We start from the raw sequence: 25,469 nt of genomic DNA, 5'->3' as shown, positions 1-25,469 counted from the left end.
GGGTGTGATGCGGCTTGCGCATCTGGCGATCATTGTGATGACGGGCGCGCTGGCGCTGTCGGCCTGTTCGCGCAGCGGCGAACCGAAGCCGTTGCACGACCTGCGTTCCAACAGCGGTGAGCCGGAAGAGTTCGCCATCGTTCCCAACAAGCCGCTGACCATGCCGCAGACCTTCGCGGAACTGCCGCAGCCCACGCCGGGCAGCGCCAACCGCACCGACCAGACGCCGAAGGCCGACGCCGTGGCGGCGCTTGGCGGCAATCCGGCGGCGCTGCAGCCGGGCGCGGCCGGTTCCATCGGCGCGGGCGACGCTGCCCTCGTGCAGCAGGCCAGCCGTTACGGTCGCGACAACACCATACGCCAGACGCTGGCGGCAGAGGATCAGCAGTACCGCAAGAACAAGGGCCGCTTCTCGTGGTCCATCGTGCCGCGCGACGATTACGAACGCGCGTACCGCGGTCAGAAGCTGGATTCCTATTCCTGGCTGCGCCGCTATCGTCAGGCGGGCGCGCGGACGCCGTCGGCACCGCCGGCCCCCTGATCCGCATCTGAAATCGGGCGATCCTGGCTCCCGCAGTCCTGTGGCTGCGGGGCCTTTGCTGTGAATGTACGGCAAACCGCAGATGCGGACCGGCCTGCGCTTCACGTCCCCGTCACCACTGCGCGAGGGACACCAGAGTTAACTTGAAGTTAATGGCCGCCTGCGTACCTATTGTGTCAACCTTTCCCTAAGAGAGATGAAAACGAGATGCGCCAACTTCCCATGGTCCTGTCCCTGCTCGCGGCGCCTCTGGCGGCGCAGGTCGCGCAGGCCGAAGTGCCGGTCACCACATACACGCTCGACAACGGAATGGATGTCGTGGTGATCGAGGATCACCGCGCCCCGGTGGTCGAACACATGGTGTGGTACAAGGCCGGTGCCGCCGACGAGGAGCGCGGCGTATCGGGCGTGGCGCATTTCCTCGAACACCTGCTGTTCAAGGGCACCGAGAAACTGGAGCCGGGCGAGTTTTCGAAGGTCGTGGCGGCGAACGGCGGGTCCGACAACGCCTTCACCAGCGCCGACCAGACCGCCTATCACCAGCGCGTCGCGGCCGACCGGCTTGAGATGATGATGCGCATGGAAAGCGACCGGATGGTGAACCTGCAGCTTTCCGAGCAGGACATCCTGACGGAGCGCGAGGTCATCATCGAGGAGCGCAACATGCGGGTGGAAAACGACCCCGGCGCGCTTTTCCGCGAGCAGTCGCAGGCGGCGCTTTACCTCAACCATCCCTATGGCACGCCGATCATCGGCTGGCGGCACGAAATGGAGAGCCTCGACCTCGACGACGCGCTGAGCTTCTACCACAAGTATTACGCACCGAATAACGCGATCCTGATCGTCGCCGGCGACGTGGAGCCCGAAGAGGTGCTGCGTCTGGCGAAGGAGTATTACGAGCCGCTGGCGCCCAACCCGGAGCTTGGGGATCGCGATCGCGCGTCGGAGCCGCGGCAGCTGGCCGAACGGCGCATGACCTACCGCGACCCGCGTGTCTCGACGCCCTACGTGACCCGCACCTACCTTGCCCCGGAACGCGATCCGGGCGACCAGGAAAAGGCCGCGGCGCTGGAAATCCTGTCGCAGATCCTGGGCGGCGGGCAGACCTCGGTCCTGAACCAGCGGCTGCAGTTCGACCTGAAGAAGGCGGTCTATACCAGCGCCTACTACGGCGGCGTGTCGCTGGACGACACCACCTTCGGTCTGGTCGTGGTGCCTGCGCCGGGCGTGAGCCTCGAAGACGCCGAGAAGGAGATGGACGCGACCATTCAGGCCTTCATCGAGAACGGCGTGGACGAAAAGCAGCTCGAGCGGATCAAGTTCCAGATGAAGGCCGCGCGGATCTACGAGCAGGACGACGTGAGCCGCCTGGCCCGCCGCTACGGCGACGCGCTGACCTCCGGCCTGACCATCGAGGACGTGCAGGCCTGGCCCGACGTGCTGCAGGCGGTGACCGGCGAGGACGTGATCGCCGCTGCCAAGGAGGTGTTCGATCCGCAGAAATCCGTCACGGGCTACCTGATGCCCGCCGAGGAGGTGACCCAATGAAGCGTTTCATCCTGGCCTTCGGGCTGATCTTCGGCGCCACGGTGGCGCATGCGGAAATCGACATCCAGGAGGTGGAGAGCCCCGGCGGCCTGAAGGCCTGGCTGGTGGAGGAACCCTCAATCCCCTTCGTGGCGCTGGAACTGCGCTTCAGGGGCGGCACCTCGCTGGACGTGGAAGGCAAGCGCGGCGCGACCAACCTGATGGTCGGCCTGCTCGAGGAAGGCTCTGCCGACATGGATGCCAAGGCCTTTGCCGAGGCGAAGGAGGATCTGGCCGCGCAGATCGGGTACGACGCAAGCGACGACGCGGTGAGCATCTCCTTCAAGTTCCTGACGGAGACGCAGGACGCGGCGGTCGACCTCCTGCGCGCCTCGCTGGTGGAGCCGACCTTCGACGAGGTGAGCGTGGAGCGGGTGCGCCAGCAGGTGCTGTCCTCGCTGCGCTCCGACGCGACCGACCCGGACGAGATCGTCACCCGCGCCTGGGACAGCATGGTGTTCGGCGACCATCCCTATGGCTCCGACTACTCAGGCACGATCGAGAGCGTGACCGCGCTGACCCGTGACGACGTGGTCGAGGCGTGGAAGAACGCGCTGGCGCAGGACCGTGTCTATATCGCGGCGGCGGGCGACATCTCGGCCGAGGAACTGGGTCTGCTGATGGACCGGTTGCTGGGCGACCTGCCGGAGACCGGCGCGCCGATGCCCGAGGATGTGACGGTGGAGACAGAGGCGGGCGTGACCGTGGTGCCCTTCGACACGCCGCAGTCGGTGGCCGTCTTCGGTCATCGCGGCTTGAAGCGGGCCGATCCGGACTTCTTCGCGGCCTACATGCTGAACACGATCTTCGGCGGCGGCGGTTTCGAGGCGCGGCTGATGGAGGAGGTGCGCGAGAAGCGCGGCCTGACTTACGGGGTCTATTCCTACCTGCTGCCCAAGGACCACGCCGAACTGGTGATCGGGCGCGTCGCCTCCGCCAACAACCGCATCGCCGAGGCGATCTCGGTCATCCGGGACGAATGGGCGAAGGTGGCCGCAGAGGGCGTGACCGAGGAAGAGCTGGAGCAGGCCAAGACCTACCTGACCGGCGCCTACCCGCTGCGCTTCGACGGCAACGCGCCCATCGCGCAGATCCTCGTCGGCATGCAGATGGACGACCTCGGCATCGACTACGTGACGACGCGCAACGCCAAGATCGAGGCGATCACGCTCGACGACATGAAGCGCGTGGCGGCCGAGCTGATGAAGCCGGAGGAGCTGCACTTCGTCGTGGTGGGCCAACCCGAGGGGCTGGAGGACGCGACCGTCGGTCAGTGAGGGGCATCGCCTGCGCGTGCAGTGCAGGTAGTCCGCCGGGGGTTCAGCCCTCCGGAAACCCCCTCAGGTCTTTGGGCCAGGACGCAGGAACGGGCCGGGGCATTGTCCCGGCCTTTTCTTTTGTCTGCCGTTTGGAAGGGGCGCGCGGCCATGCAGGGCGGGGCTGTGCGCCGCCCTGGCTGCCGGAACGAAGCGGCGCGGGGCTGCGTTGCGCTCCTGACAGATGACAGGAGGGACCAGTGGCCACGCAGGCGAAGGAACGGCAGCAGAAACCGAAATCCGCATCCGGCAATTCGAAGGAGGCAAAGCGGGCCCCGTCCGTCAAGACGCCCGCCGAGAACCCCGTGACCGAACTGAAGAGCCGGGTCGAGGATTACCGCCGTCTCGCGAAACGGTTCGTCGAGGATCCCTGCGTCATGCGGCCCTGCAACCTGACCGGCGAGGCACGGCGGCGCCACGTGCGCGAGACGATTATCGAGGATCACGCCGTGCGGATCTCGCAGAAGTCCGACGGCGCGGATGCCAAGTTCCGCAAGCTGGCGGACAGCCGGTTTTCCTTCTTCCGGGGCACATCGCTGCTGTTTCACCGCGACATGGTGGGGGACGACGCGCGGATGCCCACGGTGCTTGTTCTGGGCGACGTGCATCCCGAGAACTTCGGCGTGATGCCCAACGCGGACAACGCGCCGATCTTCGGGGTGAACGATTTCGACGACGTGGTCTATGGCCCCTTCACCTGGGACCTGAAGCGCGGCGTGACCGGCTTCCTGCTGGCCGCCGAGGAAGAGGGCGACCTGAAGGAGAAGCACCGGCTGAAGATCGCGCGCCGCTTCATCAAGGGATATCGCGAGGGCATCGCCTTCTACGCGCGGCACGACACGGAATCGAGCCAGCAGATGCGGCAGGACAATTCGCCGAAGGTGATCCGCAAGCTCTTCGAGGAGGCGCGGGAGAGCCGCAAGGACTGGCTCTGGGACCGCTACCTGTCTGAAAACGGGCTGGGTTTCCGCGCCAACCACGAGCTGACGCCGCTGACCACCCGGGTCGAGGAGTTCCAGGGTTATGTCGACCAGTTGGCGAAGGCCGCAGGGGTCGAGAAGTCGGGCCGCGTGAACCGCCTGAAGGTCAAGGACGTCTGCCTGCGTCACGGACAGGGCACGGCCTCGCTGGGGCTGGCGCGGTACTACGTGCTGCTGGAAGGGCCGTCGGAGGATGCCACTGACGACCTGATCGTGGAGTTCAAGCGCGCCCGCCGCTCGGCGCTGGAAGGACTGGTGCCCGCCAACGACTTCCACGCCGGCGAGGAGGGCGACCGCATTGCCCACGGGCAGGCGGTGCATCTGGCCAACGGCGACGTGTTCTACGGCAACGTGGAGATCGACGGCGTCAGCTTCATGTCGCGGGAGCGCGCGCCGTTCCGCGAGGACATCGACCTCGACGACCTGTCGAAGAAGAGCTGGAAGCGCTATGCCGCCGCCTGTGGCCGTGCCCTGGCGCAGGCGCATGCGCGGTCCGACGATGCCGGGCAGCTCGACTACCGGATCGAGCCGCGCATCCTCGAGGCGATGGAGCCGTTCGATCTGTTCGTCGACGACGTTCTGGGGTTCGCGAAGGAGGCGGTGAAGCGGCTGGACCGCGATCACGCCTATTACAAGCGCGACCTGAAGCTGGGCGCGTTCACCGTGGGTCTGAAGGCGTATCGCTGACGCCCGTGCCGAGATACCATCGCGTGAAACGGGACAGCCTGCGGGCGGAGCCCTTGCGCGTCCGCGCCAGCATCCAGCGGATGATGGCCGGATGCACCAGCCGGAAGACGAGGACGTAGAGTGCCACTGCAGACAGCACCTGAGAGGCGACGATCAGCGGGCCCCTGCCATCGAGGCCGTGCAGCGCCACGTCGAGACCGAGTAGCACAAGAGCGCCCGCGGCCGTCGCAAGGAAGATGCGCCGCCGCGCGCGCAGCGGGTTCGGGCCGAAAAACGATATCCCGGCCCGGTTCGTCATCAGTTCAGCAGCCCGGCGTGGCGCAGGCCCGCATCGATCCGCTCGCGCACCGGCTCGGTGACCGGCAGGAGCGGCAGGCGCATGTCCTCGGCGCAGAGGCCGACCCGCGACATGGCGTATTTCGCGCCGCAGAGCCCCGGCTCGAGGAAGATCGCCTGGTGCAGCGGCATGAGCCGGTCCTGCAGGTCGAGCGCCGCGGCGTAGTCACCGGCGAGGCAGGCCTCCTGCATCTGCGCGCAGAGGGCGGGCGCCACGTTGGCGGTGACGGAGATCATGCCGACACCCCCCTGGGCGTTGAAGCCGTGCGCGGTGCCATCCTCGCCCGAGAGCTGGATGAAGTCCTTGCCGCAGGTGATGCGCTGCTTGCAGACGCGCGCGAGGTCGCCGGTGGCGTCCTTGACGCCGACGATGCGCGGCAGCTTGGCCAGTTCGCCCATGGTTTCCGGGCTCATGTCCACGGCCGAGCGGCCGGGGATGTTGTAGATGATGATCGGCAGGTCGGCGGCATCGTGCACCGCCTTGAAGTGCGCAATCATCCCGGCCTGCGTCGGCTTGTTGTAGTAGGGCGTCACCACCAGCGCCCCATCGGCGCCGACGGTCTGCGCGTAGACCATGAAGCGCACGGCCTCGTCAGTGTTGTTCGACCCGGCCCCGGCGATGACCGGAATGCGTCCTGCGGCGGCCTCGACCACGCAGCGGATGACCTCTTCGTGCTCGTCATGGGTCAGCGTCGGGCTTTCGCCGGTCGTGCCGACGGGCACCAGCCCGTGGCTCCCCTGGTCGACGTGCCAGTCGACAAGCTGTTTGAGCGTGTCGAAATCCACCGCGCCGTCCTTGAACGGCGTGACCAGGGCAGGCATCGATCCCTTGAACATCTCACGCTCCTTTGTTGTTTCGGGTTCGTCGTCGCTTGTGGAGAATTTCCGCCGACCCAGCGGGAATGTGAGTTGAAGCCATGAGTGCGGGCGATATCCTCCGGAGGGGTCTATTAAGTTTCATTGCGGGAATTGCAAGCTCATGTCGCGCCTTCTAGCCGTTTTGCTGTTGATATGCACCAGCATGGCCGCCGCCGCGCAGGAGAGCGGGCAGGCGCTGGCCAAGGCCATGCAGTCGATGCGCACCGGAAACTGGGCCGCCGCCCAGATCGAGGCGCGTGGCGACGGCCAGATCGCGGTCGATGTCATCCTGTGGCACGCGCTGCGGTCGGGGCGGGGGGATTCGGAAGAGGTCATGGACTTCATCGCCCGCAACCCCGACTGGCCGGGCATGGACTACCTGCGCGAGAAGTCGGAGCCGATCATGGCCGACGAGGCGACGAATGCGCAGATCCAGCACTTCTTCTCGGATCACCAGCCGCAGTCCGGCGCGGGCGCACTGGCGCTGGCGCGGGTGCACATGACCGAAGGCGACGAGGGGTTGGCGCAGGCGGACATCGTGCTGGCCTGGCGGACGCTGTCGCTGACCAGCGACGAGCGCCGCGCCTTCATGGCGACCTGGGGCGAGATCCTGAAGCCGCACCACATCGCGCGTCTGGACATGGCGCTGTGGAACGGCTGGAGCCAGAACGCCACCGCCATGCTGCCTTTCGCCGACGATGGCTGGCGCGCGCTGGCCGAGGCGCGCATGGGCCTGCGCGCGGCGGTCGGCAACGTCGATTCGCTGATCTCCCGCGTGCCTGAGGAACTGGCGGACAACGCCGGGCTGGCCTACGAGCGGTTCCTGTGGCGGGTGCGCAAGGGGCGCCGCGACGAGGCGATCGAGCTGCTGAAGGAGCGGTCCACCTCGCTGGCAGGGCTGGGCGAGCCCTGGGCCTGGGCGAACGAGCGGGTGGACCTCGCGCGGATGCGGATGCGGGCGGGCGCCTATGACGAGGCCTACGAGATCGCGTCGCGGCATTACCTTGTCGAAGGCTCCGAGTTCGCGGAGCTGGAGTGGCTGTCGGGTTACCTCGCCATGCAGTTCCTTGGCCGCGCGGACCTGGCCGTGCAGCACTTCCGCAACTTCCGGGAGGCGGTGTGGACCCCTATCTCCGTCGGCCGGGCGGGCTACTGGCTGGGCCGGGCGCTGGAGGCCACGGGCGATGCGGAGGGCGCGCAGGCGGCCTACACCGAAGGCGCGGCGTTCCAGACGTCCTTCTACGGGCTGCTCGCGGCGGAACGGGGCGGCATCCCTGTGAACCCGCTCTTGTCCGGCGAGGAGGATTTCCCGGACTGGCGCGAGGCCGGGTTTGCCAAGTCGACGGTCTTTCAGGCGGGGATCCTGCTGCTGGCGGCGGGGGAGATCGACCTGGGCGAACGCTTCCTGACGCATCTTGCAGAAAGCCAGGACCGCACGGGCATGGGCCAGATGGGCGACATGCTGGCCGAGATGAAGCGCCCGCACATCCAGGTGATGCTGGGCAAGCGCGCGGCGCAGTTCGGGATTGAGCTGGCGGGGCCGTATTACGCGCTGCACCCGGAAGTGGTGGGCACGGAATACCCGGTGCCGAAGGAGCTGGTGCTGGCCATCGCGCGGCGCGAGTCGGAGTTCGATCCCGGCGTGATCTCGGGCGCAGGCGCGCGCGGCTTCATGCAGCTGATGCCCGGCACCGCCCGCGAGGTTGCCGCCAAGGTGGGCGAAACCTACGATGCGGCGCGGTTGCTGTCCGATCCGGCGTACAACGCGACGCTGGGATCGACCTACCTGGCCGGGCTGGCGGACACCTTCGACGGCAACGTGGTGATGATGGCCGCGGGCTACAACGCCGGGCCGTCGCGTCCGCTGCGTTGGATGGCGGAGTTTGGCGACCCGCGGAACGGCGCGGTGGACGTGGTCGACTGGATCGAGATGATCCCCTTCGACGAAACCCGCAACTACGTGATGCGGGTGGCGGAAAGCCTGCCGGTCTATCGCGCGCGGCTGGGCAAGGAGCCCCTGCCGGTGCCGTTTTCCGAGGAATTGGTCGGCGCGTCGATGCTGGCGCGGTCGGTGGTGGCAGACTGAACCTTGCGGAATGTGCGCCCTGTCGGGCGCCCATGCCGGGTGTCTCGGCCCCGGCCTTGCGGCCTGCGCCTCGGGCAGGTGGCGGCGTGACGCGCCGGACGCCAGGGATCAGCCTTTGACGCGGGCGCGCCAGAGGGTGAAGAGCCCGGCGGCGACGATCATCGCCGCGCCGATCACCACGTTGGTGCGCAGCGTTTCGTTGAAGGCGATCAGCCCGAGCGTGCTGGCGAAGACCAGTTGCAGGTAGGCGAAGGGCTGGACGGCGCTGGCCTCGGCCACCTCGTAGGCGCGGATCATGAACCAGTGCCCCAGCGCGCCGGTCAGGCACAGGAGCCCCATCCAGCCCCAGTCGGGGGCGGTCATCGGCTCCCAGAACCACAGGCCGATCGCGGTGGCCACGATGGCGCCCGCCGTGCCGGTGTAGAAGAACGAGGTCGCCGCCGTATCGGTCCGCGCGACATAGCGGGTGAGCAGCGCGTAAAGGCTGAACATCAGCGCCGCCAGCAGCGGGATCGCGGCGTAGGGGGAGAACACCCCGCCCGAGGGCTGAAGGATCACGATCACGCCGACGAAGCCCACGCCGATGGCCGCCCACCGCCGCCAGCCGACCTTTTCGCCCAGCACCGGGCCGGAGAGCGCCGCAACCAGAAGCGGGTAACAGGCAAAGACGGCGTGGCTTTCCACGAGGCCGAGGAAGACGAAGGCCAGCACCATCACGTTGATCTCGACCACCAGCAGCGCGCCGCGGAAGCATTGCACCAGCGGGTGGCCGCTGCGGGTGGCGCGGCGCAGGCCGCCGGGCTGGCGCGCGGCCACGGCGATGACGAAGGCCGCGAAGAACCAGTAGCGCAGCATCACCACCATCATGACGTTGTATTCCGTCGCGAGGTGCCGCGAGAGCCCGTCCTGCATGGCGAAGACGAAGGTCGTGGCAACCATCAGGAGGATGCCGAGGCGGGTGTTCTGTTCGGTCATGTCAGGGCTTCTTTGCCGTCGTCATGTGGCGCTTGCGGCCATATCCCGGCTGCCGGGTCACGTCGAGGCCCGCCTCGGCCAGCGCGCGGCGGACGTGCCCCGCGGCGGTGTAGCTGGCGGCGGTGGCGCCGGGGGCCATGTGGCGGGCGACCTCGGCCATGAGGTCGGGCACCCAGAGTTCGGGATTGCGGGCCGGGGCGAAGCCGTCGAGGAACCATGCGTCGGCCAGGCCGTCCCAGCGCGGCAGCGTCTCGCGCGCGTCGCCGGTGACGAGGGTGAAGTCGAGGTCGGGCAGGGTGATCCGCGTGGCGCGGTCCTGCCAGTGGGGGGCGAGATCGTGGGCGACCTCCGCCACCGCGGGGAAGGCGGATTGCGCGCGGATCATCTGCGCGCCGTCCAGCGGATACGCCTCGAAACTGGTGAACCTCAGGCGGCCCTGCTGGCCGGTCCTGCGCCAGAGGTCGAGCGCGGCGAGCAGGTTCAGCCCCGTGCCGAAGCCCAGCTCGGCAATGTGGAACCCGTCACGGAACCGCTCCGGCAGGCCGTTGCCGGACAGGAAGACATGGCGCGTCTCCTCCAGCCCGTTCTCGAGCGAGTAGTAGGGGTCGTCGAAACGGGTCGACACGGGGATGTCGTCGCGCCAGTCGAGCGCGGGGCTCTGGTCGGCCATCGGGGAAGTCCTTATGGGATGTGCCGAGATGTGACGCGGGGAGACGGCAATGGCAAGCGTGGACGTGACGATCCGGGGCGCGGGGATCTTCGGGCTCTCGATCGCCTGGTCGCTGGTGCAACGCGGGACGCGGGTGCAGCTGGTCGATCCCCATGGCGCCGGGGCAGGGTCCTCGGGCGGGTTGGTGGGGGCTCTGGCACCGCATGTCCCGGAGAACTGGAACGAGAAGAAGGCCTTCCAGCTGGAGAGCCTGCTGATGGCGGAGCGGTTCTGGCAGGAGGTCGAGGCCTTGGGCGGCGTCTCTGCCGGCTATGCCCAGACGGGGCGGCTGCAACCCGTGGCGGACGAGGCCGGGCTGGCGCTGGCGCGCGCGCGGGGCGAAGGCGCATCCGCGCTGTGGCAGGGCAGGGCGGTCTGGGAGGTGGTGCCGCAGTCGGAGGCCGGGCCCTTTGCGCCGGTGTCGCCGTCGGGCTGGCTGATCCGCGACACGCTGAGCGCGCGCATGCACCCGCGCCGGGCCTGCGCGGCGCTGGTCGCGGCGCTTCAGGCGAAAGGTGTGTCGGTTGTGCCGGAGGCGGAGGACGCGGGCGCGGTGATCTGGGCGACCGGCTGGCGCGGCCTTGTAGATCTGTCGAAGGCGCTGGGGCGCAAGGTCGGCGACGGGGTGAAGGGCCAGTCGGCGGCTTTCCGGTTCGAGGCGCGCGAGGCGCCGCAATTGTTCGTCGGCGGGTTGCACATCGTGCCGCACGCGGACGGGACGGTCGCCATCGGATCGACCTCGGAACGGGATTTCGAGGACGGATCGGCGCTGGATGGGCAATGCGAGGAGCTGATCGCGGCGGCGCGAGAGGCCGTGCCGGATCTGTCAGGGGCGGAGGTTGTGTCCCGCTGGGCGGGCGTGCGGCCCCGGGCACGGACCCGAGCGCCGGTACTGGGCGGCTGGCCGGGGCGCGACGGTCATTTCGTCGCCAACGGCGGGTTCAAGATCGGCTTTGGCATGGCGCCCAAGGTGGCGGAGGTGATGGCCGATCTGGTGCTGGACGGTCGGGACGAGGGGATCCCCGAAGGGTTCAGGCTGGGGTGAACGCGGTGGGCACGCCGGGTGGGGAGCGTGCGCTGAGTTTCCCTTTGGAAAGCGTGTTTGCCCAATAGCCGAGAAACGCGGGGTGGTGTGCCTGGCAGGGTTGGGCGTGGGCGCTGAGTTTTCCTTTGGAAAACTCGCCTGCCCACCAGCCGAAAAAGACGGGGCTTTTTCGGCTTAGTCGAACTTGCGGGAGGGGGCGAGGACCTTCGCTTCGCCGATGACGACCTTCTTGCCGTCGACCGAGCAGTGCGTCTCCAGCGTCACGCGGCGCTTTGCGATGTCGATGTCGGTCACCTTGACCTCGGCATAGACCGTGTCGCCCGGGCGCACAGGCGCGAGGAACTTCAGCGACTGGCCGAGATAGACGGTGCCGTGACCGGGAAGCTGTTCGCCGATGACCGCGGAGATCAGCCCCGCGGTCAGCATGCCATGGGCGATGCGGCCCTCGAAGATGGTGTCCTGCGCATAGGCGTCGTCGAGGTGCACCGGGTTCCGGTCGGTGGAGACCTCGGCGAACATCTCGATATCCTGATCCGTCACCTGCTTCCGGAGGTAACGGGTCATGCCCATCTCGATGTCTTCGATGCAGATCGTTCCGCGTGGCAGGTTGTCCAACATCTTGCCCTCCATGAGCATCCGTCTGGTAATAAAAGCGTCATCTCTAGGCGAGATTGGTAATTTTATTACTTTGCGAACGCAGCAAAAGCAAGCGGTAATTTTGTTACCCGAGCGTGCCCATGGAGAAGGTCGGCGCCACCCTTTCCTTTTCGATATAGGCGCTTAGCGCGTCCGGATCGGGCTGCTGCGTTGTTTTGGTCTCGGTCCGGGCGAGGCCGCCGGTGATGAAGAGGGAATCGAAGTCCTCGCCCATCGCGCCCAGAATATCGGTGTGCGGGCCGTCCCCGATGGCGAGGATGCCGCTGTCGGGCACGTCCGGGCGATGCGCGGCAAGACGGCGGCGGGCCAGGTCGTAGATCGCCGGGTGCGGCTTGCCGAAATAGAGGCTCTCGCCCCCCATCTCGGTATAGAGTTTCGCCAGGGCCCCGGCGCAGTATTCGCGGCGTTCGCCACGGTCGACGACGATATCCGGGTTTGCGCAGAGCAGCTTCAGGCCCTTCTGCTTGGCATAGAGGAAGTCGGGGCGGTTCACTTCCGGATCGGCGTGGGGATCGAAGGGGCCGCAGCAGACGATGCCCTCGGCCTCCTGAAGCGGCACGCGGGTGATCTCTACCGGGTTGTCGAGGATCTGGAGCGGGTCGAAGAAGGTCAGGTCGAAGTCGAGCCCCATGAAATAGACTTTCGAGCCCACGGCGCCCTGGAACATGGCGGCACGGGCGGCGTCGCCGGAGGTGGCGATGTCGTCGTAGGCGTTTTCGGGCACCTCGAACTTCTTCAGCTGCTTTGCGACCTCGTGACGGGAGCGCGGAGCGTTTGTCACCAGCACGACGGCCCCGCCTTTCGCGCGGTAGTCCTGAAGGGCTGCGACGGCAGAGGGGATGGCCTTGATGCCGTTGTGCACGCAGCCCCACAGGTCCACGAACAGCGCGTCATAGCGGTCGGATACGTCGGAAAGGGCAGAGATGATCTGGGTCATTGGGGCGTCCGGTGGTCGGGAATGTCTGGCCCCTGCATAGAGGCTGCGGACGCAATAGGACAGGCGATTCAGGCGGGAGCGCGCGGCTTTACCGGGTCAGGCGAAGGGCATTCGGACGGGCCGGAGGGCAAGACCGAGTGCGAGGACGGGTTGTCGCGTTGAGCATGGCCCGGCCACGTTCCATGCCCGACAACGTGGCGTAAGTCCTGAGCGTCCCCGCCGATGCGGCGGGCGCAAAACTGTTCCGGTCAAACCCGCGCTTGCGCGACGGTGGCGCGGTCTGTCAGTTCTGGCTCATCCGCTCGGCGTAGGCGCGCATTTCCTCGGCCTCCTGCCGGGCTTCGCGGAGGCCGTCCATGGCTGCGGCCAGCTCTGCCTCGGTCTGGGCAAGCTGGTTGGTCAGCTCGGCCTCGCGCTGCTGGAGGTAGGTGATCGCCTGATCCCGGGTTTCCTCCGCCTCATGCAGTTCCTGGCTCATGCGTTCGAGTTGATCGACATCGGCCTGGCTGACGCGGCGAAAGCGGTGGATCAGCCAGTGGGCGAACCAGCCCAGGCAAAAGGCGACAAAAAGAATGATCGCCGTCGCGATGATGAACTGGGTTCTGTCCATTTGTTGTTTTGTCCCTCCGGCATGTTAGCCGTCTTCGCCGTTTTCCGGCTTGAAATCCGCATCGCGCACCGCGCCCTGTGGCACCGCCTTGTCCGCCCCGATGCCGGCGGCGGCCTCTGTGGCCTCCGGGTCCTGCATCGGCGGGGTGTCCGTGGCGGCATCCGTCGTGTCGTCTTGGCCGTCCGGCTCTGCGTCCGTAGTGTCGGCGGTCTGTTCCCCGTCGGTGTCTTCGGTCGTGGAGGCGTCGGGCGCGTCTGTCGCCGCGGTATCTGCCGTGGCCGTGTCGGCGGCCTCTGCCGTCTCTCCGGTCTCGCCTGGTTCGGTGGCCTCTTCGGCAGCGTCCTCGGCTTCGGCGACGGCCTCTTCCAGCTCGTCGATCAGCAGCTTGAACTCGATCCGGCGGTTGGCCTCGCGGCCTTCCTCGGTGCCGTTGTCGGCGATGGGCTGCTCTTCGCCGTAGCCCTTCACCTCGTACATGCGTACCGGCACGCGGCGGCCGCGCAGCGCGTCGAGCACCGACTGCGCGCGGTCCCGGCTGAGCTGCTGGTTCATCGACTCGCGGCCCTGGCTGTCGGTGTGGCCGCCGATTTCCAGCGGGATGTCGCCGCAGGTCTTCAGGAGGTCCGCCAGTTCGTCGAGGATGTCGCGGGCCGAGATGTCGAGCGTGGCAGAGCCCGGCTCGAAGTTGATCTTCCGCGTGCCGACCACTTCCTTGATCATGCCGACGCATTGCTCGGGCGAGGGAATGCCCAGCGTCGGGTCCAGCCGTTCGACATAGGTCACGTCGATATCGTAGGTGGCGTTTTCACCGAGCTTGCCGGCCAGAAGTTTCGCGATCTGGGCGCTGGCTTCCTGGTTGCCGGTCTGGCCGGTCACGATCACGTCGTCGGGCGTCACGGTGACAGAGCCGTTGGCCAGCATCGACAGCGCCTCCAGCCCGGCGAGCGTGCGCACCGGCCAGTCCGAGGGCAGGTTGTCGGCCAGGCGGGCGGCGGTATAGACCGCCTCCGACCCAAAGCGCGCGCGGGCGTAGCTGTCCGCGGTCTGGCGGGCGATCTCGGTGGTCAGGCGTCCGCGCAGTTGCACCTTGCCCTCGGGCGAGAGGGTGGCGGTGAAGTCGGGCGGGCCCTCGGCATCCTGTTCCGGCGCCTTGGGCAGCACGGCATGCAGCGCGAAGACCTCCGGCAGGGTGGTTTCCAGTTCGCCGACGATCCGGTCGAAGGTGCCCTGCGGCGTGCCTTCGAGCGCCACCAGCGTGACATCGGCGTTGGAGAAGGTGATGGAGCCGCCGCCCACTTCCTTCAGCTTGGCGATGCCCAGCTCGACCGCGTCGGCCCAGCGGCGCGAGGGCACGCCGAGGCCGAGGGTGCAGATTGCCTTGCCTTCGAGACCTGCACCGGAGGCGGCGCGCAGGATGCGGGACCGCGCCTCTTCGGTATCGGCGGAACAGGCGTCGAAGCGCGCGCCCTCGTCGTCGATCAGGAAGCGCAGGGTGAAGGGCGTGATGACGGGCCGCGGGGCGGAGAGGTCGAGCGCAAGCCGCAGACCCTCCGGCTTGCGCCGCGTGAGGTTGGTTTCCAGCCGGCTGCGCGCCTCGGCGCTTTCGGTCATGGCCTTGATTTCCACCCGTTCGGCATCGACTGACACCTTGGAGCGCGGCAGGTCGCGCAACGCGCTGGTGGCGAAGCGCAGGGCCTGTTCCCAGCCGTCGGGCGCGGGAAAATCGGCGGCCTCCAGCAGGTCGGAGACCTCCTGCCCGCCGGCGATCTGGCGGAAGCTTTCGATCAGCGCCTCGCGGTCGGTCGATTGGGGCACAAGCCCGATGACCGAGACACCAGCGTCGTTTCTCAGGATCTCGACCGAGAAGCGCGGCGGCGCCACGTCCTCGGGTTCCTCCACCAGCATCTGGTCGATCACGCGGGAGGCATCGACGACACGACCCGCGGTCGACAGCGCCTTGAAGCGCGCGGCCTCGTCCGGTGCCGTGCCGATCAGGAAGACCTGCAGACCGTTGGTGTCGACCTCGGCCCAGGGCAGGCCTTCGCGGTCGAGTTCGTTCAGCACGCTGGACTGCGAAGCTGTCTCGATCATCTGGGCGGTGAAGTATGCAGTCAGTACGCTCAGCCCGCTGGCGGCGAGAAAAGTCCCGGCGATGGTGAAGAGCGAAGAGAGCCGCATGTACGTGGTGACGTCCCGGTTTCGAGTGTTACGGTAGATACGCAGTCCAAAGGGTCTGTGCAATCAGGCGATTATCGCGGCGGCGAAAAACAGCACGGGCAGGAGTCCCGCGTCCCGGTTGGACCGGAAGAGCTCCAGCAGCCGGTCGTTGTCATCCAGTTTAAGCCTGCGCATCTGCCAGAGCATGTGCCAGCCCATCGCCCAGGGCCCGGCGAGCGCCACGACCAGTTTCAGGATCTCGCCTTCGGGTGCCGCCATCACGATGGCGATCCCCTGCAGGGCGACGGTCAGGGCGAGGAACCGCGCGAGCCAGCGCGGCGTGGCGGCGTCGCCGAACAGGCGGGCGGTGGACTTCACCCCGATCAGCGCGTCATCCTCCTTGTCCTGATGGGCGTAGATGGTGTCGTAGAACAGCGTCCACGCCATGCCTGCGACATAGAGGAAGACGGCCGGCCATTGCAGCGTGCCGGTGTGCGCGGTCCAGGCCAGCAGCGCGCCCCAGTTGAAGGCGATGCCGAGGAAGATCTGCGGCCACCAGGTAAAGCGCTTGGCGAAGGGGTAGATCGCCACCGGCGCCAGCGACAGCACGCCAAGCGCGATGGCCATGGGCGGGAAGGTCAGCAGGATCAGGAAGGCGATGAGCGATTGCGCCACGGCCCAGGCGAGCGCCTGTTTTGCAGTGACCTGGCCCGAGGGGATCGGTCTCGATGCGGTGCGCGCCACGGAGCCGTCGATGTGGCGGTCGGTGATGTCGTTCCAGGTACAGCCTGCGCCGCGCATCAGCACCGCGCCCAGCCCGCAGCCCGCGAAGATCCAGAGGTCGAACCAGCTTGCGCGGCCGTCCGACACCATGGCCAGCGTCAGCCCCCACCAGCAGGGCAGCAGCAGGAGCCACGTCCCGATCGGCCGGTCCGCGCGGCTGAGCCGCAGGTAGGGGCGGGCGAAGGCCGGGGCGTGGTGGTCGACCCAGTTGCCCTTCACGGCATCCGAAACCTGACCCGAGGGTTCGGGCCTCTGCGCCTCTGGCGTCTGCTGCGCACCGGTCATATGGTCCCCTCCATGTCGTTCGAGAAACCGAAAATCCGCCTCTGTGTAGACCAGCCTTTGTCCGAGGAACAGGAGGTCGCGCTGTCGCGGGAGCAGGCGCATTACCTCTTCGGCGTCATGCGGCTCGAGCCCGGCGCCCGCGTCGCCCTGTTCAACGGGCGGGATGGCGAATGGGCAGCAGAAGTCGCCGAGGCGGGCAAGCGCGGCGGCACTCTCGTCTGCCGCGACAGGCTGGCGGCACAGGGCACGCCGCCCGATCTCTGGCTGATGTTCGCGCCGGTGAAGAAGGCCCGCACCGACTTCATCGTCGAGAAGGCGGTGGAGCTGGGCGCACGCCGCATCCTGCCCGTGCAGACCGAATTCACCAATTCCGAACGGCTGCGGGTCGACAAGCAGCAGGCCCATGCGGTGGAGGCCGCCGAGCAATGCGGCGCCACATTCGTCCCCGAGGTCGCGGAGATGACGCGGCTCGACCGGCTGCTGGCGGACTGGGACGACAGCCGGCAGATCCTCTTTTGCGACGAAACCGCGGCAGGTGCTCCGACCGCCCTCGACGGGCTGAGCCCCGGTCCCTGGGCGGTGCTGATCGGACCCGAGGGCGGCTTCTCCGACCGCGAACGTGCCCGGCTGGCGCAGATGGACTGCGCCCGCGCCGTGAGCCTCGGCCCGCGCATCCTGCGCGCGGAAACCGCCGCTGTCGCGGCGCTCGCGCTGTGGCAGGCGCATTTGGGCGACTGGACGTGACCGCGGCCCCTGGAAAGGCTGCCTCATAATGCCCGGTCGGTCCGCATGCGGTCGGTCCGGGATTCAGGTATTTGTGACCAAGATGAAGGATGTGATGTCTCGCCCATATCTTGGTGAAAAATACCTGGCGGGAGGCTTGCGCAGGGAGCCGGGGGCGGAACCTTGCTTGGCGGCCACCGGGCCGCGCGGATGGCGGGGCAGGCGGGTTGCCTCCGGCGTGGCGGCACGGCATCTTGGCGCTTCCGGCCGATGCCGGAATGCAGGCATCTTTTGCAGCGTGACGACCTGGTTCGAGGAAATGACAAGATGATCCGCAAGGCCACCGAGGCAGACATCGGGCCGATGGTCGCGTTCCTCGAAAAGCGGATCGAACATTCGATGTTCCTGCTCGGCAACCTCGAAGCGCATGGCGTGAACAACGCGACGCACCCGCATGGCACGTCCTTCTTCCTGCGCGAGACCGGTGAGGGCATCACCGGCGTTTTCGGTGCGACCAACGGCGGCTTCCTGATGTGCCAGTTGCCCGGCCTCTCCGCCACCGAGGCGCAGACCTATGCCCATCTGCTGAAAGGCTACACGCTGACCGGGATGACAGGGGACGTGGAGCAGATGGACGCGCTCCTGCGTGCCCTGCCCGTGTCGCCGGATGCGCTGTCCCTGAACCGGGTGGAGCCGTTGTACCGCTTGCCGCTTTCCGGACTGGGAGAGGTGCCGCCTGTGCGGCAGGCGCGGGAGTCGGATGTCACGATGCTGGCGGACTGGTGGGTGCGCTACCTGTCGGAGACCGAAACCTGTCCGGCGTCACGCATCGACCGCGAGGCGGCAGTGCGGGCGCGGGCGGCGGTCGGGTCGGCGGACACCCAGATCATGGAAGAGCGCGGCCGGCCGGTGGCCATGGCGCGGATCAACGCGCGTGCGGGGCAGGCTGTACAGGTGGGCGGTGTCTTCGTGCCGGAAAACCTGCGCGGAGAGGGGCGGGCCGGACGGGTCGTCTCCGGGCTGCTGGCGAATGCGCGGTCGCGCGGGGCGGAGCTTGCGATCCTCTTCGCGGCCTCGCCCGCGGCGGCCAAGGCCTACGAGCGGATCGGCTTTGTCCGGTGTGGCGACTACCGTGTGACGATCCTGCGCGAGCCGCTGACCCTGGGGACTGCCCCATGATCCGGAGGGAGGCGCGCAGATTATTGTGGCGGTGGCGCGAGGTGGCCGCCGCGGCCTGTGTCGCGGCGCTGGGGCTCTATTGGGCAATCGCGGCCACCGGGCCGGTTCTGGCGGTCATCGGCTGGTCGCTGGTGGCGGCGGGGGTCCTGCTGGCGGCTGCGGGCGTGCAGCGGGCGCGGTTCCGCGTCGGCAGTGACGGGCCGGGCGTGGTGCAGATCGTCGAGAAGCGGATCAGCTACTTCGGGCCGCTGGATGGCGGCGTGGTCGACCTTGAGGCGTTGTCGAGCGTGGTGCTCGACCCCTCCGGCAAGCCGCCGCACTGGGTGCTGCGCGTGCCCGGGCAGGCGCCCCTGTCCATCCCCCTGACGGCACGCGGGGCAGAGGGGCTGTTCGACGCCTTTGCCAGCCTGCCGGGCATCCGCACGGAACACATGCTGAAACAGATGAAGGCGGGGTCGCGCATCCCGGTCGTGATCTGGCGCGCAGGTCCCCTGCGCAATGCACCAGATCGGTTGCATTGACAGTCCGCGAGAATGCCGACAGGACGGTAACCTGAACGACAGCGAACAGAGATCGGGAGCCTCCCACCATGTCCATCCCACAGTCCGGCGGCGGCCCCATCGAATCGTTTGACCAGATGGCGGATTACCTCGCCTCCGGGTGCAAGCCGAAGGAAGACTGGCGCATCGGGACGGAGCACGAGAAGTTCGGCTACTGCAAGGACACCCTGAACCCGCTGCCCTATGACGGCGAACGCTCCATCCGGGCGGTGCTGGAGGGGCTGCGCGACCGCCACGGCTGGGCACCCGTCGAGGAAGGCGGTCACCTCATCGGCCTGACGAAGGACGGGGCGAACGTCTCGCTCGAACCGGGCGGCGCGCTGGAGTTGTCCGGTGCACCCCTGGAGACCATCCACCAGACCTGCGACGAGGTGAACGAGCACCTGCGCGAGGTGAAGGGGGTTGCCGATGAACTGGGCGTGGGTTTCATCGGACTGGGTGCGGCGCCGGTCTGGACGCATGACCAGATGCCTCTGATGCCCAAGGGCCGCTACAAGCTGATGGACGCCTACATGCCCAAGGTGGGCACCACGGGCCGGGAGATGATGCGCCGGACCTGCACCGTGCAGGTCAACCTCGACTTCGGGTCGGAGGCGGACATGGTGCAGAAGATGCGCGTGGCGCTTGCGCTGTCGCCCGTGGCGACCGCACTCTTCGCCAACTCGCCGTTCTTCGAAGGCAAGCCGGTTGGCGTGAAATCCAAGCGGATGCAGATCTGGGAAACGCTCGACGACTCGCGCACGGGGATGCTGCCGTTTGTCTTCGAGGAGGGCTTTGGCTTCGAGCGCTGGGTGGAGTACGCGCTGGATGTGCCGATGTACTTTGTCTACCGGGACGGCAAGTACGTGGACGCGCTGGGGATGTCCTTCCGCGATTTCCTGGAGGGCAAGCTGCCCGCGCTGCCGGGCGAGACGCCGACCCTTTCGGATTGGGCAGACCATCTGACCACCGCTTTCCCGGATGCGCGCGTGAAGAAGTTCATCGAGATGCGCGGCGCCGATGGCGGTCCGTGGCGGCGGCTGTGCGCGCTGCCGGCCTTCTGGGTGGGGCTGATGTACGACCAGACCGCGCTGGACGCGGCCTGGGACCTGTGCCGCAACTGGACGGCGGAGCAGCGCGAGGCGCTGCGGCTGGCGGCCACGCGCGATGCGCTGGCGGCGGAGGTCGACGGCATCCGGATGCACGACCTCGCGCGCGAGGTGCTGGAGATCTGCGAGGCGGGTCTGAAGGCGCGGGCCCGTCCCGGTGCGGGCGGGCTGGTGCCCGACGAGACGCATTTCCTCAGCGCGCTGAAGGAAAGCGTCGAGAGCGGCATGACCCCGGCGGACGAACTGCTGGAACATTACCACGGCGACTGGAACGGCGACCTGAACCGGATCTACGCCGCCTATTCGTACTGAAAACGTGCCGCTGGCCATGGCGGAGGGCGGAGAATCTCCGCCCTACATCGGGTCATGCTGTTTGGCGGCGCGTGTCGGATGGACCTTCGGGTGCTTCTGTGGAGGGACGCATGGTCACTCTGCCGGGACTTCCTTGAGGATGTTGCGGCGGTAGTAGTCGCTGATCTCCGCCTTGCGGGCCTGCCGCATGGCCGGGCTTGGCGCGGCGTCCACCTGCAGGATGACATGGGCGCTGTCCCAGGCGGTTGATTTCTTCGGCGCCCTGGCGTGGCGGGCGCTGGCCGTGGGCTGCGGTGCCGCCGGGGTGGACGGAATCTCGCGCAGCGAGCGGTCCGGCCCATCGTGCGGGTTGGGCCCGAAGCGGTTCGTATAGTCAGACGGCTGGAGCATCAGGAAGATGAACCACAGCGGGCCGATCAGCGGCACGAATAGGATGCAGTACCACCAGCCGGAGCGGTCCGTATCGTGCAGACGTCGGATGCAGAGCGTCAGGCCCGGGACCAAAAGCGCGGTCATAAAAAGGCCGTAGAGCTGTATCGCCATCCCCGGTGCGCCGGTGGCCGGATCGAACAGCAGGGCCTTCGGAACCGTGCCCGTCACGACGACCGCGACGAGAGCGGCGGCCTGCAGGACATAGGCCAGCTGGACCCACCAGAACTCCGCCCGGGTGGCACGACCGCCGAAGTCCAGCGCGCGGGTGAAGAAACGGCCGATGGCCTGCAGAGGTCCGATCATGTGGCAAGCTCTCCAACGGGTGACACCCTATGGTTGAGGGTTGTCCGGGGCGAGATTGCGGCGGCGTTGAGATTTCTTGACGGCATTCGAAATCAATTGCCCGAACGGCGGCGCCAGACCGTGGCATCGCCTTGCGGGGCGGAGCGGTGCCCCCCCGGGAGAGGCACCGCGACCGGATCAGTAGCCTATGGCGCAGCCGTCCTTGCGCGGATCGGACGCGCCTTCGAGCACGCCCGACGGGTGGATCAGGATCGCCTGCGCGCCGCCGATCGGGGTGACGGGCGTTTCCACCTTGTGCCCCTTTTCGGCCAGTGCCGCGGCGACCTCGGGCGCATAACCGCGTTCCAGCATCAGCTTTCCGTTCTCCGCAAAGCTGCGCGGGGCATCGAGCGCGGCCTGCGGGTCCATTCCGTAGTCCGTCATGTTGGTCATGACGCGCGCGTGGCCGTTGGGCTGGTACTGGCCGCCCATGACGCCGAAGGGCATGGTCACGCGGCCCTCTTCCCGCACCATGGCCGGGATGATCGTGTGCAGGGGACGCTTGCCGCCGGCCATCTCGTTCACGTGGCCCTCGGCCAGCGAGAAGCCGGCGCCACGGTTCTGGAACAGGATGCCGAACTTCTCGGACGCGATGCCGGAGCCGAAGCTGTGGAAGACCGAGTAGATCAGCGACACGGCCATCCGGTCGCGGTCGACGACGGTCAGATAGATCGTGTCCTTGTGCACCGCCTCGGAAATCGTCGTGGCCGAGACCATCGCCCGGTTCGGATCGATCAGCGCGGCCAGCCGTTCCGCCGTCTCCGGCGCCTGAAGATGGGCGAGGCCGGTCATCGTGTCTGGATCGGACAGGAAGCGGTTGCGGGCATCGTAGGCGAGCTTCGCGGCCTCGGCCTCCACATGGGCGCGCTCTGCACCGAAAGGCTCCATCGCGGCGAGATCGAAATGCGACAGGATGTTCAGCATCAGGTGCGCGGTGATGCCCTGGCCGTTGGGCGGATGCTCCAGCAGTTCGCGGCCCTTGTAGTGGCCCGCCAGCGGATCGGCGAAGGTCGTTTGCGCGGCGGCGAAGTCCTCGGCGGTATGCCGGCCGCCACCGGCGTTGAGCGCGGCGAGCATGTCTTCGGCGACCTCACCTTCGTAGAAGGCGCTGCGGCCATGTTTGGCGATGCGGCGCAGGACCTCCGCCTGTCCGGGCAGGGCGAGGATGTCCCCGGTCTGCATCGGCTTGCCGTCCTTCAGGAAGTGGCGGCGGGCGACGCCCTGCAGGTTCTCGTGCGCCTGCTGGTAATCGAAGGCGACACGGGGCGCGATCGGCACGCCCTCGTCCATGTAGCGGATCGCCGGGGCGAGGCTGTCGGCGAGGCCCAGCCTGCCCCAGCGGTCGGACATGGCGCAGAAGGCGTCGATGGCGCCGGGGACGGTGACGGCGTAGGGGTGGTCGAGCGGCACGGTGCCGTGTCCCTCGCCCCGCAGCAGCGCCGCGTTGTGACCGGCAGGCGCGCGACCGGAGCCGTTGACGGCAACCACGTCTTCGGTGCCCGCAGGCGAGACGAGCGCAAAGCAGTCGCCCCCGATTCCTGTCATCGCCGGTTCGCACAGGCCGAGGATCACCGCCCCGGCAATGGCGGCGTCCATGGCGTTGCCGCCCCGGCGCAGCACGTCCACGGCAGCCGAAGCCGCCAGCGGATGCGAGGTGGCGCACAGGCCGTTCATGGCGAGGACGGGGGACCGTCCGGGTTTCTGGAAATCGCGCATGCTCTGCCTCCCTGCGTCTTGCGCGCAGGATAGGCGGCCAAACGGGGGCGTCAATCCATGCGGAAAGGGGAAGTCAGAACCTCGACGCCGCGCACTGGGTGGGGGCTGATAACGCGCGGCGCCGAGGTGAAGCCATATGCAGCTACAAGGCCATGTATGCTGGCGGATCGCGGCGCAAATGTGATCCGGTGTGGGTCATTTCGTGGCCTGAGTTACGCGGTGTGGCGGGGGGCTGAAACGCAAGAAGACGCCCGCGATGGGGCGTGTTCTGGGTGCATAGAACCTCGGTGCCGCGCACTGGGTGGGGGCTGATAACACGCGGCACCGAGGTGAAGCCATATGCAGCTACAAGACCGAAGATGACGTTCCAATCGGGCGCGATTGTGGCTGCCGTAGGGTCATTTCGGGAACGTGACCCTTCAGAGAAGCGTGAAACAGCGGATATGCCATCGGGGCGCGTGGAGCGGCATCACGATGCGCGCGATAGGGGCATTTCCAGCGCGAGGCGGTTGGTGCCTTCGGCGCAGGAGTAGTCGAGGTCGGTCACGAGGGTGCGGATCAGGTGCCAGCCGAATCCGCCTTCGGGAAGGTGGGCGGTCGGCACGTCGAGGTTGGCGGCGGGCCCCTGCGGCGGTGCGTGCCCGGGCATGGCGAGGCCGGTGTCGAGGAATTCGGCGTGCAGGGTGTCGGGGTGAAAGGCCAGGTGGAGGCCGATGCTCCCCGCGGACCCGTTGGCATAGGAATGCTCGACGATGTTGTTGAGCACCTCCGCCACGACAATCTCCCACGATGCGTCGAGGTCGGCGAAAGGCGGGCGCCGGTCGAGATGTGCGCGTACTTCACGAAGGGCCAGAGTGACCGCCTGCGGCGTGTTGCCAAGAACACCGTGGATGACGAAACTCCCGTCATCCCGCAGTTCTGCATTCATCTCTGCCTCCGCGGCACAGCCGGTCAGGCGCTCAGCGCGGTGACGGCAGTTTCATGGATCTGGAAGATCGAATCCATGCGGGTCATGCGAAAGACCTTGTCGACGGCCGGAGACAGACCGGCCAGTTCCAGCTTGGCACCCGGCGGCATCAGCTTCATCGCGGCGACGATGGCGCCAAGCCCGCTCGAGTCGATGAAGTCCACCTTTTCGAGGTCGAGCACGACGCGGCCCGACGCCCCCCCGAGGAGTTCGCGCATCCGATCCTTGAAGCTGATCGCGACCGCGGCGTCGATGCGGTCGGCGTCGACCCGGATGATCGTCACGCCCTTGTCGGATGTGGTGCTGAGTTCCATGGCTGCCCTTTCCCTGGTGCGGCGCACACCGCGTCCCTCGGCAACGGACCCTAGACGCGAATCCTTACCATTCGGTATGCATGTCCCAAGATGGGAGGGTTCCACATGCAGGACGTAGTAATCACAGGGGCGTCGCGGACGCCGATGGGCGGGTTCCGGGGGGTCTTTGCCGAACAGGAGGCTTGGAAGCTGGGCGGCGCGGCGATCCGCGCCGCGCTGGATGGTCACGCCGACCGGAGCGTGGACGAGGTCCTGATGGGCTGCGTGCTACCTGCGGGACAGGGGCAGGCCCCGGCCCGGCAGGCGGGATTCGCGGCAGGCCTGGGCGACGACGTCCCGGCGACGACGCTGAACAAGATGTGTGGTTCGGGCATGAAGGCGGCGATGCTGGCCTGGGACCGGCTGGCGCTGGGACATGCGGAGTGCATCGTGGCGGGCGGCATGGAGTCGATGACCCTGTCGCCCTACCTGCTGCCGAAGATGCGCGGCGGCGCACGGATCGGCCACGGTCAGGTCGTCGACCACATGTTTCTCGACGGGCTGGAGGACGCCTATGACAAGGGCCGCCTGATGGGGACCTTCGCCGAGGATTGCGCCGAGGCGTTCCAGTTCACCCGCGAGGCGCAGGACCAGTACGCGCTGGCGTCGCTGTCGAACGCGCTGGACGCGGAACGCTCCGACGCCTTCGAGAACGAGATATGCCCGGTGACGCTGCATACCCGCCACGGCGAAGAGATCATCACCCGCGACGAACAGCCCGGCAAGGCGCGCCCCGAGAAGATCCCGATGCTGAAACCGGCGTTCCGCAAAGACGGTACGGTGACGGCGGCGAACTCGTCCTCGATCTCGGACGGCGCGGCGGCGCTAGTCATGACGACGCTGGATTCGGCTGTGCGCCGGGGTGTCCTGCCGCGTGCCCGCATCCTTGGCCATACGAGCCACGCGCAGGCGCCGAAGGACTTCCCGACCGCGCCGATCCCGGCGGCCCGCAAGCTGCTGGACCGGATCGGCTGGAAGAAGAGCGACGTGGACCTCTGGGAGGTCAACGAGGCCTTTGCCGTGGTGCCCATGGCCTTCATGAAGGAGATGGGCCTGCCGCGCGACGTGGTGAACGTGAACGGCGGGGCCTGTGCACTGGGGCATCCCATCGGCGCCTCGGGGGCGCGGATCATCGTGACCCTGTTGAACGCGCTGGAGAAACGCGGCGCACGGCGCGGTGTCGCGGCGATTTGCATCGGTGGCGGCGAAGGCACCGCCATCGCGATCGAACGTATCTGACAAGGCCTT

Annotated in this window: 24 protein-coding genes; 11 read left to right on the top strand and 13 right to left on the bottom strand. The window is 67.6% G+C overall.

The genetic code is table 11. The annotated features are described in order from the left end of the window. Positions 1 to 7 precede the first annotated feature (7 nt). The 4 genes from CDO87_RS04945 (at position 8) to CDO87_RS04930 (ending at position 5,111) form a co-directional block, all read left to right on the top strand. Positions 8 to 541, top strand: coding sequence for a DUF3035 domain-containing protein (locus CDO87_RS04945; RefSeq protein WP_100927745.1), 534 nt, complete (start codon positions 8 to 10; stop codon positions 539 to 541). A 207-nt stretch (positions 542 to 748) separates the two neighbouring features. Then, the gene (locus CDO87_RS04940) at positions 749 to 2,089 is read left to right on the top strand and encodes a pitrilysin family protein (protein ID WP_100927744.1); all 1,341 of its coding nucleotides are present in this window, start codon (positions 749 to 751) and stop codon (positions 2,087 to 2,089) included. Beyond that, entirely contained in the window at positions 2,086 to 3,405 is a 1,320-nt protein-coding gene (locus CDO87_RS04935; protein WP_100927743.1) for a pitrilysin family protein, read from the top strand. Before CDO87_RS04940 ends, CDO87_RS04935 begins: the two co-directional genes overlap by 4 nt. 239 nt (positions 3,406 to 3,644) lie before the next feature. Further along, positions 3,645 to 5,111 (top strand): DUF2252 family protein, encoded by a 1,467-nt coding sequence (locus CDO87_RS04930; RefSeq protein WP_254698339.1) that lies wholly within the window; start codon positions 3,645 to 3,647, stop codon positions 5,109 to 5,111. Here CDO87_RS04930 and CDO87_RS04925 read toward each other — a convergent pair. Further along, positions 5,083 to 5,409 (bottom strand): hypothetical protein, encoded by a 327-nt coding sequence (locus CDO87_RS04925; RefSeq protein ID WP_100927742.1) that lies wholly within the window; start codon positions 5,407 to 5,409, stop codon positions 5,083 to 5,085. The two genes, CDO87_RS04930 and CDO87_RS04925, sit on opposite strands and share 29 nt — an antisense overlap. Next, on the bottom strand, positions 5,409 to 6,284 hold the full coding sequence (dapA, locus tag CDO87_RS04920) for a 4-hydroxy-tetrahydrodipicolinate synthase (protein WP_100927741.1): 876 nt from the start codon (positions 6,282 to 6,284) through the stop codon (positions 5,409 to 5,411). The genes CDO87_RS04925 and dapA overlap by 1 nt, the downstream gene beginning before the upstream one ends. 142 nt (positions 6,285 to 6,426) lie before the next feature. Here dapA and CDO87_RS04915 point away from each other — a divergent pair, with 142 nt between their 5' ends. Beyond that, positions 6,427 to 8,391: a lytic transglycosylase domain-containing protein gene (locus CDO87_RS04915; RefSeq protein ID WP_100927740.1), complete on the top strand. Its 1,965-nt coding sequence runs from the start codon at positions 6,427 to 6,429 to the stop codon at positions 8,389 to 8,391. A 108-nt stretch (positions 8,392 to 8,499) separates the two neighbouring features. On the opposite strand, the gene CDO87_RS04910 is transcribed toward CDO87_RS04915, so the two are convergent. Beyond that, positions 8,500 to 9,366, bottom strand: coding sequence for a DMT family transporter (locus tag CDO87_RS04910; protein WP_100927739.1), 867 nt, complete (start codon positions 9,364 to 9,366; stop codon positions 8,500 to 8,502). A 1-nt stretch (position 9,367) separates the two neighbouring features. Further along, a complete protein-coding gene (mnmD, locus tag CDO87_RS04905) occupies positions 9,368 to 10,036 on the bottom strand; it encodes a tRNA (5-methylaminomethyl-2-thiouridine)(34)-methyltransferase MnmD (RefSeq protein WP_100927738.1) in 669 nt (222 codons plus the stop codon). Between the two features lie 49 nt (positions 10,037 to 10,085). On the opposite strand from mnmD, the gene CDO87_RS04900 reads away from it, so the two are divergent. After that, on the top strand, positions 10,086 to 11,120 hold the full coding sequence (locus CDO87_RS04900) for an FAD-binding oxidoreductase (RefSeq protein ID WP_100927737.1): 1,035 nt from the start codon (positions 10,086 to 10,088) through the stop codon (positions 11,118 to 11,120). 174 nt (positions 11,121 to 11,294) lie between these two features. On the opposite strand, the gene CDO87_RS04895 is transcribed toward CDO87_RS04900, so the two are convergent. The 5 genes from CDO87_RS04895 to ubiA form a co-directional block, all read right to left on the bottom strand. Further along, entirely contained in the window at positions 11,295 to 11,738 is a 444-nt protein-coding gene (locus CDO87_RS04895) for a MaoC family dehydratase (protein ID WP_100930839.1), read from the bottom strand. A gap of 103 nt (positions 11,739 to 11,841) precedes the next feature. Beyond that, positions 11,842 to 12,714: a TIGR01459 family HAD-type hydrolase gene (locus CDO87_RS04890; protein ID WP_100927736.1), complete on the bottom strand. Its 873-nt coding sequence runs from the start codon at positions 12,712 to 12,714 to the stop codon at positions 11,842 to 11,844. A 283-nt stretch (positions 12,715 to 12,997) separates the two neighbouring features. After that, positions 12,998 to 13,324: a hypothetical protein gene (locus CDO87_RS04885; protein ID WP_100927735.1), complete on the bottom strand. Its 327-nt coding sequence runs from the start codon at positions 13,322 to 13,324 to the stop codon at positions 12,998 to 13,000. Positions 13,325 to 13,348: 24 nt separating this feature from the next. Then, positions 13,349 to 15,502 carry an OmpA family protein gene (locus tag CDO87_RS04880; protein WP_100927734.1) on the bottom strand — a complete coding sequence of 718 codons (2,154 nt, stop codon included), beginning with the start codon at positions 15,500 to 15,502 and terminating at the stop codon, positions 13,349 to 13,351. Between the two features lie 63 nt (positions 15,503 to 15,565). Continuing rightward, positions 15,566 to 16,549, bottom strand: a complete 984-nt coding sequence (gene ubiA, locus CDO87_RS04875) for a 4-hydroxybenzoate octaprenyltransferase (RefSeq protein WP_100927733.1) — start codon at positions 16,547 to 16,549, stop codon at positions 15,566 to 15,568. 12 nt (positions 16,550 to 16,561) lie between these two features. Between ubiA and CDO87_RS04870 the strand changes: the two genes are divergently transcribed. From CDO87_RS04870 to CDO87_RS04855, 4 genes are all read left to right on the top strand, one after another. Continuing rightward, positions 16,562 to 17,293: a 16S rRNA (uracil(1498)-N(3))-methyltransferase gene (locus CDO87_RS04870; protein ID WP_254698338.1), complete on the top strand. Its 732-nt coding sequence runs from the start codon at positions 16,562 to 16,564 to the stop codon at positions 17,291 to 17,293. Between the two features lie 306 nt (positions 17,294 to 17,599). Beyond that, a complete protein-coding gene (locus CDO87_RS04865) occupies positions 17,600 to 18,451 on the top strand; it encodes a GNAT family N-acetyltransferase (RefSeq protein WP_157814922.1) in 852 nt (283 codons plus the stop codon). Next, entirely contained in the window at positions 18,448 to 18,972 is a 525-nt protein-coding gene (locus CDO87_RS04860; RefSeq protein WP_100927730.1) for a hypothetical protein, read from the top strand. Before CDO87_RS04865 ends, CDO87_RS04860 begins: the two co-directional genes overlap by 4 nt. 68 nt (positions 18,973 to 19,040) lie before the next feature. Then, a complete protein-coding gene (locus CDO87_RS04855; RefSeq protein WP_100927729.1) occupies positions 19,041 to 20,411 on the top strand; it encodes a glutamate--cysteine ligase in 1,371 nt (456 codons plus the stop codon). A gap of 114 nt (positions 20,412 to 20,525) precedes the next feature. Here CDO87_RS04855 and CDO87_RS04850 read toward each other — a convergent pair whose 3' ends face one another. The 4 genes from CDO87_RS04850 to CDO87_RS04835 form a co-directional block, all read right to left on the bottom strand. Beyond that, positions 20,526 to 21,146, bottom strand: a complete 621-nt coding sequence (locus CDO87_RS04850) for a DUF805 domain-containing protein (RefSeq protein ID WP_100927728.1) — start codon at positions 21,144 to 21,146, stop codon at positions 20,526 to 20,528. Positions 21,147 to 21,323: 177 nt separating this feature from the next. Continuing rightward, positions 21,324 to 22,901 carry a gamma-glutamyltransferase gene (gene ggt / locus CDO87_RS04845; RefSeq protein WP_100927727.1) on the bottom strand — a complete coding sequence of 526 codons (1,578 nt, stop codon included), beginning with the start codon at positions 22,899 to 22,901 and terminating at the stop codon, positions 21,324 to 21,326. A 469-nt stretch (positions 22,902 to 23,370) separates the two neighbouring features. Further along, positions 23,371 to 23,829 carry an ATP-binding protein gene (locus CDO87_RS04840; protein ID WP_100927726.1) on the bottom strand — a complete coding sequence of 153 codons (459 nt, stop codon included), beginning with the start codon at positions 23,827 to 23,829 and terminating at the stop codon, positions 23,371 to 23,373. Between the two features lie 23 nt (positions 23,830 to 23,852). Then, the gene (locus CDO87_RS04835) at positions 23,853 to 24,182 is read right to left on the bottom strand and encodes an STAS domain-containing protein (protein WP_100927725.1); all 330 of its coding nucleotides are present in this window, start codon (positions 24,180 to 24,182) and stop codon (positions 23,853 to 23,855) included. A 105-nt stretch (positions 24,183 to 24,287) separates the two neighbouring features. Between CDO87_RS04835 and CDO87_RS04830 the strand changes: the two genes are divergently transcribed. Next, positions 24,288 to 25,460 (top strand): acetyl-CoA C-acyltransferase, encoded by a 1,173-nt coding sequence (locus CDO87_RS04830; protein ID WP_100927724.1) that lies wholly within the window; start codon positions 24,288 to 24,290, stop codon positions 25,458 to 25,460. The last annotated feature ends 9 nt before the right edge of the window (positions 25,461 to 25,469 follow it).

Source organism: Sagittula sp. P11 (genome assembly GCF_002814095.1).
Taxonomy (GTDB): Bacteria; Pseudomonadota; Alphaproteobacteria; order Rhodobacterales; family Rhodobacteraceae; genus Sagittula.
This window is presented reverse-complemented; position numbering and strand designations above follow the sequence as displayed.